Annotated in this window: 13 protein-coding genes; all 13 read left to right on the top strand. The window is 47.0% G+C overall.

Going from position 1 to position 18693, the window contains the following annotated elements; all coding sequences use genetic code 11:
- Positions 1–8: 8 nt before the first annotated feature.
- Positions 9–1586, top strand: a complete 1578-nt coding sequence (locus tag KG631_RS01505; RefSeq protein WP_213994910.1) for a dihydrolipoyllysine-residue acetyltransferase — start codon at positions 9–11, stop codon at positions 1584–1586.
- 90 nt (positions 1587–1676) lie between these two features.
- On the top strand, positions 1677–3137 hold the full coding sequence (locus tag KG631_RS01500; protein WP_213994909.1) for an AAA family ATPase: 1461 nt from the start codon (positions 1677–1679) through the stop codon (positions 3135–3137).
- 63 nt (positions 3138–3200) lie between these two features.
- Positions 3201–5039, top strand: a complete 1839-nt coding sequence (locus tag KG631_RS01495) for a protein kinase (RefSeq protein WP_213994908.1) — start codon at positions 3201–3203, stop codon at positions 5037–5039.
- Positions 5040–5192: 153 nt separating this feature from the next.
- Positions 5193–5666 (top strand): GAF domain-containing protein, encoded by a 474-nt coding sequence (locus tag KG631_RS01490; RefSeq protein WP_213994907.1) that lies wholly within the window; start codon positions 5193–5195, stop codon positions 5664–5666.
- The gene (locus KG631_RS01485; protein ID WP_213994906.1) at positions 5663–6001 is read left to right on the top strand and encodes a hypothetical protein; all 339 of its coding nucleotides are present in this window, start codon (positions 5663–5665) and stop codon (positions 5999–6001) included. The genes KG631_RS01490 and KG631_RS01485 overlap by 4 nt, the downstream gene beginning before the upstream one ends.
- A 7-nt stretch (positions 6002–6008) precedes the next feature.
- The gene (proQ, locus tag KG631_RS01480; RefSeq protein WP_301003530.1) at positions 6009–6752 is read left to right on the top strand and encodes an RNA chaperone ProQ; all 744 of its coding nucleotides are present in this window, start codon (positions 6009–6011) and stop codon (positions 6750–6752) included.
- A 17-nt stretch (positions 6753–6769) separates the two neighbouring features.
- Positions 6770–8794 (top strand): carboxy terminal-processing peptidase, encoded by a 2025-nt coding sequence (gene prc, locus KG631_RS01475; protein ID WP_213994905.1) that lies wholly within the window; start codon positions 6770–6772, stop codon positions 8792–8794.
- 231 nt (positions 8795–9025) lie between these two features.
- The gene (locus KG631_RS01470; RefSeq protein ID WP_213994904.1) at positions 9026–10357 is read left to right on the top strand and encodes a sodium-dependent transporter; all 1332 of its coding nucleotides are present in this window, start codon (positions 9026–9028) and stop codon (positions 10355–10357) included.
- A gap of 78 nt (positions 10358–10435) precedes the next feature.
- Positions 10436–11905, top strand: a complete 1470-nt coding sequence (gene nhaC, locus KG631_RS01465; RefSeq protein ID WP_213994903.1) for a Na+/H+ antiporter NhaC — start codon at positions 10436–10438, stop codon at positions 11903–11905.
- 76 nt (positions 11906–11981) lie between these two features.
- Positions 11982–14564 (top strand): aminopeptidase N, encoded by a 2583-nt coding sequence (gene pepN / locus KG631_RS01460; protein ID WP_213994902.1) that lies wholly within the window; start codon positions 11982–11984, stop codon positions 14562–14564.
- Positions 14561–14785 carry a DUF2835 family protein gene (locus tag KG631_RS01455; protein ID WP_213994901.1) on the top strand — a complete coding sequence of 75 codons (225 nt, stop codon included), beginning with the start codon at positions 14561–14563 and terminating at the stop codon, positions 14783–14785. Before pepN ends, KG631_RS01455 begins: the two co-directional genes overlap by 4 nt.
- A 319-nt stretch (positions 14786–15104) precedes the next feature.
- Positions 15105–17261, top strand: coding sequence for a DUF1302 domain-containing protein (locus KG631_RS01450; RefSeq protein WP_213994900.1), 2157 nt, complete (start codon positions 15105–15107; stop codon positions 17259–17261).
- Between the two features lie 16 nt (positions 17262–17277).
- A complete protein-coding gene (locus tag KG631_RS01445; RefSeq protein WP_213994899.1) occupies positions 17278–18639 on the top strand; it encodes a DUF1329 domain-containing protein in 1362 nt (453 codons plus the stop codon).
- Positions 18640–18693 lie beyond the last annotated feature (54 nt).

Genomic DNA, 18693 nt, shown 5'->3' with positions numbered 1-18693 from the left:
GAGATGGCATGAAACAGGATTTTATACTGCCGGATATTGGCGAAGGTATTGTCGAGTGCGAAATTGTCGAGTGGTTGGTCAGTGAAGGTGACACCATCAAAGAAGACCAGCCGGTGTGTGATGTGATGACCGACAAAGCCCTGGTGCAAATTCCAGCTGTGCACAACGGCGTGGTAAGCAAACTGTATTACGCTAAAGGTGAGATAGCCAAAGTGCATGCGCCGTTATTTGAGATGGAAATTAGCGACGGCGCAACGCCGGCGAATGAAGCCAAGCCCACTGCTGACAAAGCACAAGCTGCGCCTGCCCAAAGCGCTTCAAGCTCTCAGTCGGCTACCGCTTCGCGTAGCGAAGATTTTATTTTGCCGGATATTGGCGAAGGTATTGTTGAATGTGAGATTGTTGACTGGCTGGTGGCAGAAGGCGATACCATCACTGAAGATCAGCCGGTTTGTGATGTGATGACTGACAAAGCCCTGGTGCAAATTCCGGCCAAATACTCCGGAGTCGTCAGTAAACTGTATTACGCCAAAGGCGAGATCGCCAAAGTGCACTCCCCGTTATTTGCCATGCAGTTAAACGGCGAAGCAACGGCTGCCGCGCCGCAGGCGGAAAGTGCAGAACAAAGCAAAACCGCGCTGACGAAGTCCGATAATAATACGGTAATCAGTAGCGGAAAGGCATTAGCCAGCCCGGCTGTCCGCAGGTTAGCCCGTGAGCTAAGTATCGACCTGTCGAAGGTTCAGGGCTCGGGTGACAAAGGCCGGGTTTATAAAGATGATGTTAAGGCCTATGCCAATGGCTCTGCTGCACAAGCTGGCAAATCGAAATCTGCTACCACAACGGAAACCCAGGCTGCATCGTCCACTCAGCTGGCGGCTGCAGACAGAGTTGAACCTATTAAAGGTATTAAGGCGGCAATGGCGCGGCAAATGGCCGATTCAGTCGCGACTATTCCGCATTTTACCTATTGTGAGGAGATTGACTTAACTGAGTTAATTGCGTTGCGTTTAAGCCTGAAAGACAGTTATGCCAAACAAGGTGTTAAGCTGACCATGATGCCGTTTTTCATGAAAGCAATGTCGCTGGCAATTAAAGATTATCCGGTAATGAACAGCCAGCCAAACAGTGATTGTACTGAATTGCGCTATTTCAGTGAGCATAATATTGGGGTAGCGGTCGATTCTAAAGTCGGTTTACTGGTGCCGAATGTGAAAGGCTGTCAGGCTAAATCGATTGTGGACATTGCCCGCGAGCTTGGCCGTTTAACAGAATCAGCCCGTGAAGGCCGAGTTAGCCCGGCTGACTTGAAAGGCGGCACTATTACCATCTCTAATATTGGTGCAATCGGCGGTACTGTCGCCACCCCGATTATTAATAAGCCGGAAGTGGCAATAGTGGCACTGGGTAAAGTGCAAAACTTGCCACGCTTTAATGCCAACGGTGAAGTGGAAGCCAGACAACTGATGCAGATAAGCTGGTCAGGTGATCACCGGATTATCGATGGTGGCACCATTGCCCGCTTTACTAATCTGTGGAAGCAATATCTGGAGCAGCCTTCATCAATGCTGGTTAACATGATTTAAGCAGTTGGCAAGCCTAACTGTTTCTGATAAAACCCACGATAGTAGTGGGTTTTTTTATGGTTGCCGGTGCAGCCGGCACAGGGAAGAAAGATGTACGAATTTGAAGATTTAAGAGTACTGGTACAGGCGAAAAGCCCGCTGATTATCATTGAAACCTATGAAGAGCTGCGGGCTCTGGCGTTAATAAAACGCCTGGCGGTGAATTTAATGCGGCCGGTGTTTCAATGGACCATTACAGATGGCTTGCAACGAACTGATCGGGAAAGCAGCCCGCAAGCATTCAATACTGAGCCAGCGCAGTTACTGGCCCAGATTAAAGGTACCCGTGTTCCCGGTATTTATGTGCTATGTGACTTCCATCCCTTTTTGGCAGAACCACGGCATATTCGCTTTATTAAAGAGATCGCTCAGGCCCATGACAGTCTCGGACACACCCTGATATTGCTGAGTTACGCGTTGGAAACACCGCCGGAATTGGCGCGGTTGAGTTATCGTTTTCAATTGTCATTACCGGGCGAGCAGCAAATTAGACAGATGATTAGTGAGGCGGCGGATAAATATAGCCGAGAGCATGGGCGATTGGCTGAAATGGCGCCGGCTGACGTCAGCGCTCTGGTGACAAATTTACATGGCTTGACGTTTGATGAAGCTAAGCGTTTAGCTTATAAGGCAATAGCAGATGACGGTGCTATTACCCGTGCTGATATTCCCAGAATTAATCGGGCCAAATTTAATTTGCTGCAAACGGCCGGTACCTTAAGCCAGGTCTTTGATACGAAAAGCCTGGATGAAGTGGTTGGTCTGCCAAATTTAAAACGCTGGTTAAACCAGCGGCAACAGGCTTTCAGACATAATGGTCAGGATACCCCCAAAGGCATGTTGTTAACCGGTGTACAGGGTACTGGCAAAAGTCTGACCGCAAAAGCGATAGCCGGTGACTGGGGCATACCGCTGCTGCGGTTGGACATGGCGGCTTTATATAACAAATACATTGGTGAAACAGAGAAAAATCTGAATCAGGCACTGTCCCAGGCAGATGCCATGGCGCCTTGTGTATTGTGGATTGATGAAATTGAAAAAGGGTTGGCCGGTGGCGACAATGACAACGGGGTTACCCGACGAATATTGGGAAGCTTACTGACCTGGATGGCTGAACGGGATAAACCGGTTTTTCTGGTGGCCACCGCCAATAACATTGAAGAACTGGCACCGGAGCTACTACGAAAGGGCCGGTTTGACGAAATATTCTTTGTTGATTTACCTGATGAACCGCAAATTAAAGCGCTGTTGAGCCTGCATCTGCACCGTCGCAACTTAAGCCTGAACGATGCCGAACTTGACCAGTGTGCTGCCCTGGCTCAGGGCTTTTCCGGGGCCGAACTGGAGCAGGCGGTAGTCAGTGCCAGTTACCGGATGCACAGTGACGGGGCCGGTTTCAGTTTGCACCACCTATTGGCCGAACTGGCTGAAACTCAACCGCTGTCAGTGGTGATGGCTGAGCGGGTCGCCAGCCTCAGACACTGGGCAAACCAGCGTTGTGTTATCGCCTGATGTTTAGCGTTTGCTGCAGATTGCAGTACAGCTATTTAACGGACAGCTTTCTAACGGAAAATTATGCCGGATAAATCTGACAAGAGCGCATTACGTAATTTTTATATCCCGGAAGAGCAGTCGGTATACTTACTCAATGCCAATGATGCCAAAAAGCTCAAAGATTGGGTAGCGCTATGCATTGAAGAGCTGGAAAAGCTAGGTTATCGCCAGATAGAACTTATTGGCAAAGGAGCCTATGGCTTCGCTTTTGCCGGTTTTGGCCAGGATGGCGTGTCTTATGTGTTTAAATTCTCCAGAATTAATTTAGCCCAGCATATTCAGGAACGCCTTGCTGACGAAGCCTATATGTTATCGCTGGTGAAGCATCCCGCCATACCATCGTACATTACCTATCAGGTGATAAAAAAACAGGGCATTTTAATGATGGGCCGGGCTAAGGGCGTAGATCTGGAGCAATACAGTCTGAAAGTAGGTCGGTTGCCGGTCAGGTTAATTATCGACATTGCGCTACAGTTAGCTGAGCTGTTGTTGTTTTTGCGCCAGCAACAGATTAACGGCGATAGTGCTCCGATAGTTCATGGCGATATCAAGCCATCCAACCTGGTTTTTGATGAACAAACCGGCAAAATAAGTCTGATCGACTGGGGCTCTTCAGTGCATGCCCAGCTGGACAGTCAGGGCCAGTATCTGGCCAACAATGTAATGCAACTGATGTCCGCAGATTTACAGCATTCTAACGCAAGAATGGGTGATGTTTATTTTATCGGGCCAGAACAGCGGGCCGGGGCGTTGTCCAGTCCTCGCTTTGATGAGCAGGGGGTAGCCAGCACCCTGTATGCACTGGCGTCAGCTCAGTCGTGCCGTTTTGGCCGCCAGGCTATACCGGCGCGAAGTCTCGGCCTGCCAGTTGAGTTTGCCACCATGCTCGATAGTATGCTGGCCGACGATCAGACGTTGCGTCAGCAGGCAGGTGACTATTTTATCAGCAGAATGCCAACCCTGAATCAACTGGTATTGCCGCCGCTCAGTTTATTACCAGACGCTGCGATGCTACCTGTATGGTGCAGTGACCAGGTGCAGGAACTTGATACGGTTGTTTATTCGTCTCGGAAATCGTTTTTACGGGAGCATCAGGAAGACGCCGACTTACATTATGTCGATGATGTGCAGTTGGAGCGCTATTACAAGAATTACCTGGAAGGGATGGGAGAGACAGAGAAAGCATTCATTGCTGCGGTGGGGCGGTTAGCGCGTTATCCGGTTGTGGGTGGCTTAGCCATTCATTGGCAGGCTGGCGGGGTGTATATCGACTCTAGTTTAAACCTTTATAATGCCAGCCTTAAGATAGCCTTTAGCCATGCGGTTAATAATGTAGTGAACCTTGGTCGGGCGATAGGCAAGTTGGGGGTTTTTAAAGCGTGTTTGTTTGATGCCCGAAACACCATCCATATTAGCCGGGAAACGATTGATCAGCCCTTTGTCGTTCCGGCTGATGCAAAAATACTTTATCAGGCAGCACCGGTACTGAGTCAGGAAGAAGCCAGCAAACAACATTCATACTTTGAAGATGGCAAAGATCCCGACGAACAGTTAGTGTTACCTGAAGCCATTATGGATGATATTGCCAAGCTTAATCTCATTCGCCATACCGGTTGCATTATTTTTGAAGTGACTCCGCTATATATGAAAGTACATAGTTATTATCGCTTGCTGGATAATACTGCCGAGCCTGAATTTTCAGCGCTGCTGCAAAGTATTCTGGCGAAAGTAACTTTGATTAGCGGGGAAGGAGTAGGTGGCTTTATGAAATTACCCTATAAAGACACCCGTTTTTTTGAGCATCAACGGCAAACCAGCGCGTGCTACTATCCGCCAAACCCACTGCAATTTAAGCCCTGAAATCATCGTTTGGATGTTTTCTAACCAGTTTCATAAATTCTGGACAAAATTCCTACTGGTCCAGGCAGTCTTTCACACTAAAAAGGTTTAAATTAGCTGGCAAACCAAGTAATGTAGTGCCTTTGATACTAGGTAAGTTGAAACCGTAAACCGATGTCTAGCGAAAAACATACTCAATACGACTTGCTGCTGCAGCAAGCGCAGGCCCTCATCGCCGACGAACCCGATGTTATAGCCAATATGGCCAACCTAAGTGCTCTGTTATACAACAGCCTGCCAGACTTAAACTGGGCAGGTTTCTACATTATGCGTGCGGGTGAATTAGTATTGGGACCGTTTCAGGGGCAAGTCGCCTGTGTGCGGATCCCGGTGGGTAAAGGTGTCTGCGGAACGGCAGTTGCCAGCGGCGAAGTACAGTTGGTTGCCGATGTGCACCAGTTTGCCGGCCACATAGCCTGTGATGCTGCCAGCAATTCGGAAATTGTGATACCGGTAAGATATGGTAATGAAATTGTTGCGGTTCTTGATATAGACAGTCCTAAGTTAGCGCGTTTTGACGATGTTGACCAGCAGTACTTAGTCGCACTGGTCAAACTGTTTGAGCAGCGATTAGCCGGACCATTATGAAAGACGCGCTGACCGTTCAGGACTACTTGTTAAATGAATCTGAAGTTGGTGACTGGGATGGTGAAGAAGAGCTGGTCACTGATAAAATTAACAGCATTATTCACGCGGTCTGGGACGCCTTACCAGAGGATCTGGCAACTGAACAAATAGAACGGATAATGCCGCAATTTTGGCAGCAATTAGCTGGTGACACCGTGTTGCTTGATGTCGATGAGCATGAATTAACCGGTTGGGCATTGGTGTATATGCGGCAACAAATTGAACTGGGCATTGATGACGCAGAAACTGCAAATGCAGGTGATGCTGATGTCATTGCAGACGATGAAGAAGAGTGAACTTTTGATGACAACCTCCACTGAAGCTTTAACCACGGCCGAAACTACTGCGTCAGAGCAGGAAACGCCGGCCACCCAGAGTGAAGTCAGTAAACTGGCGAATGTAAAAGAAGTATTGGCTTATCTGGCTCAGCAATTTCCTTTGTGCTTTAGTGTTAAAGGTGAAGCTAAACCACTAAAAATTGGTATTTTTCAGGATCTTGCTGCTAAGTTGGAGCAGGACAGTCTGGTTAGTAAGACGCAATTAAGACAGGCTTTACGGGTCTACACGTCAAGCTGGCGATATCTGGAAGCAATCCAGCCCGGCGTTGCCCGCGTAAACCTTGAAGGAGAAGCAGGTGAACAGATTGATCAACAGCAAGCTGATCATGCACTTAGCACTCTTACAGAGAGCAAACAGAAAGCGGCGGAGGTGCGTAAAGCACGAATAGCTGAGCAGAAAGCGAAAGCCAAACCAACTTCCGACAAACCTGCTTACAAAAAAAAGCCGAACAAAACGACTAGTAAGGTCTCTAATGACACTAAGCTAAGTAGTAAAGCAGTAAGTGGAACTGTCAGCCCGGCGGTAAAAGCGCCTGCTTTACAGGCTATAGCTAACGAGCATCTGAAGGTAGGCGCTGGTGTTTTGGTTAAGTTAGGCCAGTCACCGATGACAGCGACCATACTGGAAGTGCATAAAGACGATGTAACCGTGCAGCTGACGTCTGGAATGGTGGTGAAAACCCGTCGGGACAGTTTGTACCAGGCCTGATAAACGCAGAGTAGCTTATGAAAAAATTATCCATTTTAGCGGCAAGTTTGATGATGGCTTTGGCTGTTCATGCCGAGTCTGAAAAATCTGAAGAGAATTTGATACTGCCTGTGATGGCGCAGGCTTCTCATCATGCAACGGCCAGTAAAAGGATAACAGCGCTGTTTACCCGTAGCCATTATGTGCCCGTGCAACTTAATGATGAGTTGTCTGGCCGTATTTTTGACATGTATCTGAAGAATTTGGATTATTACCGCAATGTTTTATTGGAATCTGATGTCGAGGCATTTTCACGTTATCGTGACGAGTTTGACGACGGATTAAACAAAGGTAATTTGAATTTTGCATTCGATATGTTTAATCAGACCTTGGAGCGGCGTGCTGAGCGATTTGATTTCGCTATTAACTTATTGTCCCAGGATTTTGATTTCAGTAAAGACGATAGTTATCAGTATGATCGGGAAGATGCCCAATGGCCCGCAGATCAGGCAGAATTGGATGAGCTCTGGCGCCAGCGGGTCAAGTTTGATGCATTAAATTTAACGCTGACCGGTAAAACTGACGATGAAGTCAGAGAGATCCTGACTAAGCGTTATCGCAACAGTCAAAAACGGCTGAGTCAGACTAATAGCGAAGATGTATTTCAGTTGGTTATGAATTCGTTTGGCAGGGCTATTGAAGCTCACACCTCATATTTGTCACCGCGTAATGCTGATCGCTTTCAACAGGAAATGAATTTATCGTTGGAAGGCATTGGTGCGGTATTGCGTGCCGACGAAGATTATACTGTTATTCAAAGCCTGGTGCCTGGTGGCCCGGCCGACCAGACTCAGAAGTTGAAGCCAAAAGACAAAATTATTGGTGTTGCACAGGATGCCAAGGAATTTGTTGATGTTATCGGCTGGCGGCTGGATGATGTCGTTGATTTAATTAAAGGCCCGAAAGGTAGCACGGTAAGGCTGCAGGTGCTGAGTGGTAGTGATATCGCAGCCAACAAAGCAGACGTGGTGACAATAGTTCGGGATAAAATCCGGCTGGAAGATCGTGCCGCCAAAGCAGAAGTGCTAAACCCGAAACTATACGAGCTTGAACAAAATATCGGCGTTATCAGTATCCCTGGTTTTTATAATAATCTTGCTGAAGATGTTAAGAAACTTCTGGTCGAACTGAAAGAGCAGAAAGTAGATGGCATTGTTGTTGATCTGCGCGGTAATGGTGGCGGTTCTCTGCAGGAGGCTACCTTGCTTACTGGTCTGTTTATTGACCGCGGCCCCGTGGTGCAAATCAGACAAGGCGACGGTAAAGTCACTGAATCTCCCGATACTGACGGCGTTAGTTACTATGAAGGCCCGTTAACTGTGTTAGTTGACCGCTACAGTGCCTCTGCGTCTGAAATTTTTGCTGCCGCTTTACAGGATTATGGACGTGCCTTAATAGTGGGTGAGCAAACCTTTGGCAAAGGTACCGTGCAGCAACACCGTGGTTTGGGTCGGATATACGATATGTTTGAAGAGCCTTTGGGTAGCGTGCAGTACACTATTGCCAAGTTTTACCGGATTAATGGTGGCAGCACTCAACATCAAGGGGTGATCCCAGACATTCATTTTCCAACGGCCATTGATCCGGCAGAATGGGGCGAAAGTAAAGAGCAGCATGCTTTGCCCTGGGATTCTATACCGCCGGCTAACTATGCCAGTGTAAATGATATTCAGGCTCTGGTACCGGTTCTGTTGGAAAAACATCAGAGGCGGATCAGCAAAGAGCAGGAGTTTGCTTATCTGCTGTCTGATATAGAGGAGTATCAGGAGCGCCAGGATGAAAAGACCGTTTCTTTAAAAGAAGCCGTTCGAGTAAGTGAGCGTGATAAAGAAAAAGCAGAACAACTAGCCAGACTTAATGAGCGGTTAGTCAGATTTGAGCTTGAAAAAGTTGAAACTGTAGATGATGCGCCAGAGCTTATCGAAGAGCTGGACCCATTTTTGGAAGAGGCTGCCAGTATTACTGCTGATTTACTGATGGTGAGTCGACTGGCTAAAAAATAATAAAGCGTTGATGTTATGTAACAAAAAGCGGTATTGAATACCGCTTTTTGTTAGGCTAAAACAAATACGCCCAAAATCATTGAAGTTGCAGGTAGGCGGCAAGTGAGTGAACTGGGACGCCAGTGCGGCCCCATGAGCATAGCGTTCTATGCGATTGGGTTGAGTGCACATAGCCAACACCGCTGCAACTTCAAGGATAACGGGTATAAATAATAATTATAAAGGTTAACTATGACTTCACGGGGTGTATTTTCATCAAGGCTGGGCTTTATTCTTGCAGCTTCTGGTTCTGCAGTAGGGCTGGGGAATGTCTGGGGCTTTCCGTCTCAGGTTGCCAGTAATGGCGGTGCCGCTTTTGTTTTGATGTATTTAATTCTGGCTTTTGTGCTGGCCTATCCGGTATTGATGGCTGAATTATTGATTGGCAGGGCAACTGAATCGAATGTTGTTGATGCATTAGGGAAAATATCCCGTGGCCGGGCAGGCAGAGTCGTTGGGATGTGGGGGATTGCCACTGTATCCTTGATCCTGGCTTTTTACGGTATTGTTGGCGGCTGGATGCTATCTTATACCCTGGAAGCACTGGCCAGTCTGGCAGGATTGGATCAACTGGCGAACTGGTTAATATCGTCCTCCTTGTCGCGTAATATTCTGTTTTGCGGATTGTTTATGCTGCTAACCGTCGGTATTGTCAGCGGCGGCGTCGTTAATGGTATTGAACGTTGGTCAGTACGGTTAATGCCAACCTTATTTGCATTAATGTTCCTGTTGTTCGGTTATGTGATGACGCAGGATGGTGCAATGGACGGCCTGAGAGTTTACTTACTTCCCGATTTCTCACAAGCGCTCAATCCTGATTTATTAATAAGCGCGATGGGGCAGGCCTTTTTCTCTATGTCACTTGGGGTGGGCACGATGTTAATTTATGGCTCCTACGTCAGCCATAAAGAGAACCTGCCCAGGTTAGGTGCGTCGGTAGCGCTGGTGGATATTGGCGTGGCCGTACTGGCAGGTTTACTGATAATTCCGTCAATGTATGTCGCTTTGCACAACGGAGTTGAAATATTTGGCGAAAATGGCCAGTTACTCGCTGAAGATACATTGATTTTTACCGTTTTACCGTCGCTGTTTACCACTATGGGGGCCGTGGGTCTGGTGGTTGCGTGTGCATTTTTCCTGTTAATGTCTATAGCTGCACTGACATCATCAATTTCGATGCTTGAGGTGCCGGTTTCCTATGTTGTTGAGAACCGTAAAGTTGCCCGCAATAAGGCGGTATGGATTATTGCTGGCATTATATTTTCAATAAGTGTGCTTATCTTGTTGAATTTTGAAACGCTTTTTGGTTTCGTTATTGCTTTAACTACCCGCTATAGTCAACCATTACTCGGTTTGATGTTGTGTATTTTTGCGGGTTGGATATGGCATAGAAATAGCATTTTAGCTGAGCTGAAAAAAGGCGATTCTGCGGCTGAACATAGTTGGTTCTGGCGGATCTGGCCCTGGTATGTCAAATTCGTCTGTCCGGTGATTATTCTACTGATGTTTTATCGGTCGTTATAAGTGTCCGCAACAACAATTATCCATTAATAATAACAATAATAGGCGCTGCAGGCGCCTTTGCCTCATGGAGCAACATTAATGACTGAAAAACATCCCAGTTTTCTGGATGCTGCCTTACCCCTTATTGTGCTGATCGTTTTACTGTCGGCCTCAGTGTATCTGTTCGGGAGTGATTCATCCTATGGTCCAAACCAGATAGCGTTGTTTGTCGCGACAGCAGTAGCTGTTATTGTCGGCCTGAAGAACGGTTACCAGTGGCAAGCAATGGAACAGGCCATGGTTAACGGTATTTCACTGTCGCTTGGCGCGGTACTGATATTACTTTCAGTGGGCGCTTTAATTGGCACCTGGATGTTGTCGGGGACAGTACCAACGTTGATTTACTACGGTTTACAATTATTAAACCCGACCTGGTTTTATGCTGCCAGTTGTCTGCTATGCGGTATCGTGGCAATGAGTATTGGTAGCTCCTGGACGACAGCTGCGACCATTGGGGTTGCCTTGATTGGCGTTGCTTCTGGTCTGGGGTTGTCGCCCGCGATTACAGCTGGCGCAATAGTCTCTGGTGCCTATTTTGGCGATAAGCTTTCGCCGCTAAGCGAAACAACCAATCTGGCACCGGCAGTGGCTGGTGCCGAGTTATTCGAACATATCCGGCATATGTTGTGGACGACCGTTCCCAGTTATATTCTCGCTTTGATACTATTTACGATAATTGGCTTTAACAGTGATATATCCGCTGATTTTGCCCGGATTGAGCAAATTAGCACCGTATTGCAGCAGCATTTTGCAATCAGTCTGGTATCTTTGGTACCGCTGCTGGTTTTACTGGCGATGGCAATTAAAAAAGTACCAGCTTTTCCAACCGTTTTTATCGGCGCAGTGCTGGGTGCTGTCTGGGCGGTTTTTTTTCAGCAAGACTTGCTGGCGCAACTGGTCGATCAAAACCTGTCAGCTGTCGTCGGCATCGTCAAATTAGTCTGGCATACCTTTTACGCCGGTTTTGCGGTGGAAACAGGGGACAGCAATCTTAATGATTTATTAAGCGGCGGCGGTATGGCAAGTATGCTTAATACGATCTGGCTGGTATTTTGTGCCATGATGTTTGGCGCCACTATTGAAAAAATAGGTTTGCTGCGCAAGTTTGTAGAGTCTATTTTATTCTTTGCCCGCAGCACTGGCTCGTTAATCACCAGCACTATCGCAACCTGCTTTGTAACCAATTTACTGACAGCCGATCAATATATGTCAATTGTTATGCCCGGCCGGATGTTTAAAGAGGAATATGAACGTCGCGGCCTGGCGCCGGTTAATTTATCGCGCTCACTGGAAGATGGTGGCACTATTACCAGCCCATTAATCCCCTGGAATACCTGTGGTGCCTACATGCATGGCGTCCTTGGGGTGAGTCCACTGGATTATGCCTTCTACGCCTTTTTCAACTTAATTAACCCGCTGTTGTCTATTGTCTATGCTTATTTAGGAATTAAAATTCTGCGGCTGTCCCCCCCTGACGGATTACAAAAAAACCAGGTGGTTAAAAATTAATGAAATATAAATGGCCTGAATAATTTCAGGCTTTTTTCTCAGAGCCAGAATATTTTAGTGGTACCAAGGAGCCTATATGAGCAGTAATTCAGCACGCAGTAGCCGTCGGCTTGCCGATTACCGGCAACCGGACTTTTTAATTCCGGAAATTGAGTTGAGCTTTGAATTAGACGCTGAAGCGACCCGGGTAACCGCATTGATGCAAGTAGAACGGCAAACTGAAGATGCAGCTCTGATCTTGGATGGCCAGCATCTGGATTTGTATTACATCGCGTTAGATGGTGTGGAACTTCAGGCTGAGCAATATCAGATTACTGATGAACAACTGATTATTGCCAGGGTCCCCGCAGAATTCAGTTTGCAGATAACGACAGGGGTGAACCCCGCCGGTAACACAGCTTTAGAAGGATTGTACCTGGCTAATGATGTGTTCTGTACCCAATGTGAAGCTGAAGGCTTTCGCCGGATCATGTATTTCCCCGACCGGCCTGATGTGTTGTCGGTATATACCACTCATATCATTGCTGATCAGAACCGCTACCCTTATCTATTAGCCAACGGCAACAAAGTCGCATCCGAAACCTTAGCAGATGGCAGAACCCGAGTAAGTTGGCATGATCCTTTTGCCAAGCCCTGTTATTTGTTTGCTTTAGTAGCCGGTAATTTTGATTGTTTGCGTGATAGTTTTACGACGCAAAGTGGCAGAGTCGTAAATCTGCAATTGTTTGTGGAACCTGGTCAGCAGGATAAAGGCCATTTTGCCATATCGGCACTTAAACGGGCGATGCGCTGGGATGAGACCCGATACAATCTGGAGTATGATCTGGATATTTATATGATCGTGGCCGTTGACTTTTTTAACATGGGCGCAATGGAAAACAAAGGGTTGAATGTTTTTAACAGTAAGTATGTGCTGGCAGATGACAGCATTGCTACCGATAAAGATTATTTTAATATCGAGTCAATTATCGGTCATGAGTATTTTCATAACTGGACCGGCAACCGGGTAACCTGCCGGGACTGGTTTCAACTCAGTCTGAAGGAGGGCCTAACGGTATTCCGGGATCAGGAGTTCAGCGCTGATATGGGCTCAGCGACCTTAAACCGGATAGATGCAGTCAAGCTCATCCGTACGGCGCAGTTTGCTGAAGATGCCGGTCCGATGGCGCACCCAATCCGGCCAGAGCACGTGTTGGAAATGAATAATTTCTACACTGTCACAGTATATGACAAAGGCGCAGAGGTTATCAGAATGTTGCAGACCATACTGGGGAAACCCGGTTTCAACAGTGGCTTAGCCCATTATCTGCAACGTTATGATGGCCAGGCGGTTACCTGTGATCACTTTGTCAGTGCAATGGAAGAGGCCAACGATGTTGATTTAAGTCAGTTTCGTTTGTGGTATAGCCAGGCAGGCACACCGGTAGTAACGTTAAATCAGCGCTATGATGCCAAGCAAGCCATGTTGCACCTTGAAATATGCCAGCATCACTCAGCAACGGCTGGCCAACCTGACAAGCAAGCACTGCTTATTCCGCTACAGATTCAGTTGCTCAGCAGCGACGGGCGGGTAGACCAGCAGCACCTGATTACGCTAAGCCAGTTTAAAGACAATTTTAGTTTTTCTGATGTGCAAAGTGAGCCGGTAGTGGTCTGGGAGAATTTTTCAGCGCCGGTAAAACTACAACAAGATTATCAGTTATCCCAATTATTGCTGATAGCAGAGAAAGCGGACAACGGTTTTGCCAGATGGGATGCGATGCAGGTTTTCTGGTCGAATGTTATACGTCAACACGCAGAACAACCGCAGCGCCCGCTCAAGCTTCCAGATGAGCTATTAGTGTTAATGCAGCATTGGCTAAGACAGCCATTGGCTGATAAGGCGTTGACTGCCGAGTTGTTAACCCTGCCAGATTTTGACACCCTGGCGGAGCAACACCAGCATATTCCGGTGGATGCGATTCTCAGTGGTTTACATACTATCAGACAACAGTTGGCTGTATTGCTGGAGCAGGACTGGCAGCTTTGTTATCAGTCAATCGAGATATCCACCTATCACTACAGTGAAAATGCCGTAGGAGCCCGGGCGCTGCGTAATCGTTGTTTAAGCTATCTGGCACTCGCCAAGCAAGGGACGGAGCATCTGACACAGCATTATCAATGCTCGGACAATATGACCGACACCCTGGCTGCGCTGGCGGCGGCGCAATATGCAGCGTCGCCAGTTTTTAACGCATTTGCCGCTGACTTTGCTAATAAATGGCAGCATGAGGTCCAGGTTATGGACAAATACTTTTCATTGCAGGCAAGCAATCCAGCCGACGAGGTTTTTACCAGTCTAACTGACCTTACTAAGCACCCGCTATTCAGCTGGAAAAACCCGAATCGGGTTCGGGCTTTATTTGGTGCTTTTAGTATGCGGAATCCTCAGCAGTTTCATCGTGCCGATGGCCGGGGTTATCGTTGTCTGGCTGAAGTCATCGCCCGAATGGACGAAATAAACCCACAAGTTGCTGCCCGCTTAATTACGCCTTTACTTGCCTGGCAGCGTTTTAACGATGAACGTCGTGAACACATGCTTGCTGAACTAAAGAAACTGGAAGCTAAATCAAGTTTAAGCAATGATTTGTATGAGAAAATCAGTAAAAGCTTGTCATGAAACGTCAGTATTTATTTAGCGCTTACCTGGCAAGAGAGAAATGTTTGCTCTATTACCAGGGAACAATCCGCTATGTGGTCGTTACAGCGGACTCCGGTGAGCGGATCCAACTCGGTTTAAGGCATTTTCAGCCTTATTTTTCTTCATTGGGCCTGCGCGGCCGATTCAGACTGACATTAACTGAAAATGGGGCTTTTAGCAGCCTGGAACAAATTAATTAGAGCATTTACTTTAAACGGTGAATTAAAACAAAGCCTTGCAGTTTCATCTGGTTTGACCTTTAATTTCATTGGCTTATGAAATGGCTGTCGCACGCTTCAGACATTGATTAAACTGAAACGGTGTTTATCTGATATAGCTGGCGCTGTAATTAGTAAAAATTGAATAAAAATCAACAGATTTACGCAAGAAGAAGCCTTGCTAACACCCTAAAATGATGTAATTATTTCTGTGATGCAAGCTGAGCTCCGAGCAGTTGGTTCAGCATAATAATTAAAAAGACACAAAACATACCTGCAGGGACAGGGGGGAGATCACAAGATGAATAGAAGGCCTAATACTTTTTATAAAAGTCCGTTAGCCTTGGGGGTTGCATCTGCATTGCTGGCATTGTCCGTTGTGCCTGCACAAGCAGCAACCTTTAATGTTGGCAATTTCCAGGTTGTATTTGACTCAACCTTTTCTTACGGTGGCAGTATTCGTACTGAAGACCGCGACTGGAATACCATTTCAAAAGTAAATCATCCACGGTTTGACTGGACTGGCTATGGCTATGTTCTGGATGGTAATGGAAACCCAAATTTCAATAGCGTATATGCTAATTCTCAGATATGGGATCAGCCAGGAGCGTATTCAAGTAACGGTGATGCCGGTAACCTGAACTATGACCGTGGTGATATGTTCAGCAGTATGTTTAAAGGCTTACATGAGCTGTCCGTAAGCGGTGATAACGTGGGTTTATTTACCCGGTTTATGTATTATTACGATTTCGCTGTCGCAGATCAGGAAGGTGCTTACACAAACCCGCTAAGTGGAAATAGGGTAGACCCTTGTTCTGACAGTGGTGCGAGGGAGCTGGCCTGTAAAGACTTCCGCTTGCTTGATGCTTATGTGTACGGCAACTTCAGTTTTAATGATGGTATGAATCCGGTCACCATCCGGGTAGGCAACCAGGTATTAAGTTGGGGTGAAAGCACCTTTATTCCGCATGGTATTAACATTACACCGGTCGACGTAGGAATATTGCGGGCACCAGGCGCGGATTTAAAAGAAGCCTTTATTCCGGTTGGGATGGTGACGTTGTCGGTTGGTTTAACGGATAACCTGTCTGCAGAATTGTTTTATCAGTACGATTGGGAGCAAAGCTATCTGCCCGTTCCCGGAAGTTACTTCTCTACCAACGATTTCGCAGGTCGTGGTGGTTATTCTCAAAATGTACAGTTAGGTTTTGCCGGTAACCCGGATATCGATATGAGTTTTCTGGTTGATGAGATGAATACCCTATCGATGTTTGCCCCGCAGTTACTGCAGGTAATAACAAATCCAGCAAGTACTGCACAGCAACGTGCTGATGCGGTCAACCTTGCCATTGCTTATCCAACTAAAGTTACCTTACGTCCTGACGGCAGTGCAGGTGAAGTAAAACCTGAAGATGGCGGTCAGTACGGTATTAAATTTGAATACTACTCACCGGAGCTGAACGATACTGAATTTGCACTGTACTACATGAATTACCATAGCAGGGTGCCGGTAATTTCAGGTATTGCATCAGATTTCACCGTTGGCGCAGATCCAGAATCAGGTGAGTTATTAGGCGTTTTACAGTCACTAAGCTATCTGGCTGAACATCAGGGGCAAATCAGCAGCGATGACATTGCGAATATGTCAATGTTTTCACAAGCGTTACTGGAATACCCTGAAGACATCAAACTCTATGGTTTTAGCTTCAATACGACCTTAGGTGGTACCTCTGTCGCGGGTGAGATTTCGTACCGTCAGGACGAGCCTCTGCAAATTGATGATGTTGAAATACTGTATGCTGGTATGCCAGAGCAGTTAGCTAATGCCGGTTTGCGAACCGACTTAGCCGGAATTTCTCAAATTGGCCGGGTGATTGGCGAGAAAGTTGGTCCGGGGGATTTTGCTCAGGGCTATATTTTAAGTGATACTGTGCAAGCGCAGATGACGTTTACTCACTTATTCGGGCCAATGGCAGGTGCTGATAATTTAACAATGTTGGCTGAAGTTGGCGGGATCAAAATTAACGATATGCCAGCTTATGACGTTTTACGTTTAAATGGTCCCAATACAGATCGCAGTGGTGGTCCGTTAATTGGCGACAATGGTCCATCACAAGGTTTACATACCGGTTTATCTGATGGCCCGGAAACGAACCCGTTCCCAACGGCGTCAGCGTGGGGCTACCGTATTCTGGCAAAAGCAGACTATAACAACGTTTTTGCCGGGGTAAATATGTCACAACGTATTGTGTTCTCGCATGACGTAAATGGTATTACGCCAGACCCATTATTTATGTTTGTTGAAGATAGAAAATCAGCGGCTTACGCTGTTAGTTTCGATTACTTAAGCAAGTGGTCAGCTGAACTATCATACAATTGGTTCTGGGGCGGTGCAGGCACGACGAATAACGTAGCCGACCGTGATTTTGTATCTTTTAATATTAAATATTCTATTTAAGGGACGAGAGCCGATTATGAAAAAACTCACCCTATTATCTTCTGCGATTGCCCTGGTGTTTAGCTGTAGTGCACTGGCAAAAATTACCGCCGAGCAAGCTGCCAGGTTAGGAAGCGACTTAACACCGGTAGGTGCTGAAAAAGCAGGTAACGCAGATGGTTCAATTCCTGAGTGGACTGGTGGTATTACCAGTGCGCCGGCGGGCTATAGTGCCGGTGATCATCATGTTAACCCGTTTGCGTCTGATGAAATTGTATTAACGATTGATAAGTCGAACGTAGCCGACCACCGGCAATTTCTAAGCCCGGGGATGTTACAACTGTTTGATATTTATCCAGATACATTCAAGATGAATGTTTACCCAACCCGACGCAGTGCGTCTTATCCACAATATTTTTATGATGCAACCAAAAAAATAGCCACTGAAGCTGAATTGGTGCAGGGTGGCAATGGTTTAATTAATGCCGCTATTGGTATTCCGTTCCCGATCCCCGAGAACGGACTGGAAGCGATATGGAATCATATTGTCCGTTACCGTGGCGTTGCTGCTACCCGAAATGGTGGCCAGGCAGCGCCGACATCAAACGGTGCTTATACCGTTATCGGCTTTGATGAGCAAATCATGTTTAAATACTCTCACCCGGATGCCACCGCAGACGCGTTAGAGGCTGAGAATATTTTGTTCCGGTTTAAACAAAGCGTTACCTCGCCGGCTCGCTTGGCGGGTACCGCGCTGTTAGTTCATGAAACGATGGATCAGGTGGCAACACCGCGTCAGGCCTGGACATATAATACCGGTCAACGTCGGGTTCGTCGTGCACCTAACGTTGCGTATGATGCGCCGGGTACTGCGTCTGATGGTTTGCGTACCACTGATGATTTTGACATGTTCAATGGCTCACCGGATCGCTACAACTGGGAGCTGAAAGGCAAACAGGAAATGTATATCGCTTATAACGATTACAAACTACATAGCAAAGATGCCAAGTATGCCGACATTTTAATGGCCGGTCATATTAATCCGGACTATGTTCGCTGGGAAAAGCACCGGGTCTGGGTGGTTGAGGCGTCGCTGAAAGACGGTACCCGGCATGTTTATGGTAAGCGGGTATTCTACATTGATGAGGACAGCTGGCAGATCCATGTTGCTGACTTGTACGATAACCGGGGTGACATGTATAGGGTAGCGGTGGCTCATGGCTTGAACTATTATGAAGTACCAACCCACTGGAGTACGCTGGAAGTTTATCATGATCTGAATTCACGCCGTTACATTGCTATCGGGCTGGATAATGAAGACAGAATGTATGACTTCTCGGTTGAACTTTCTGATAACGACTTTACGCCAGCGGCATTACGTCGGGCCGGTACTCGTTAAAATACATTGTTGGTCAGACGGCTGGCATTAGCCGGCCGTTTTTTTTAGTGGTGA

Source organism: Arsukibacterium sp., assembly GCF_018402695.1.
GTDB lineage: Bacteria > Pseudomonadota > Gammaproteobacteria > Enterobacterales > Alteromonadaceae > Alishewanella.
Note: the sequence above shows the minus strand (reverse complement) of the source record. Positions and strands in the feature narration are given on the sequence as shown.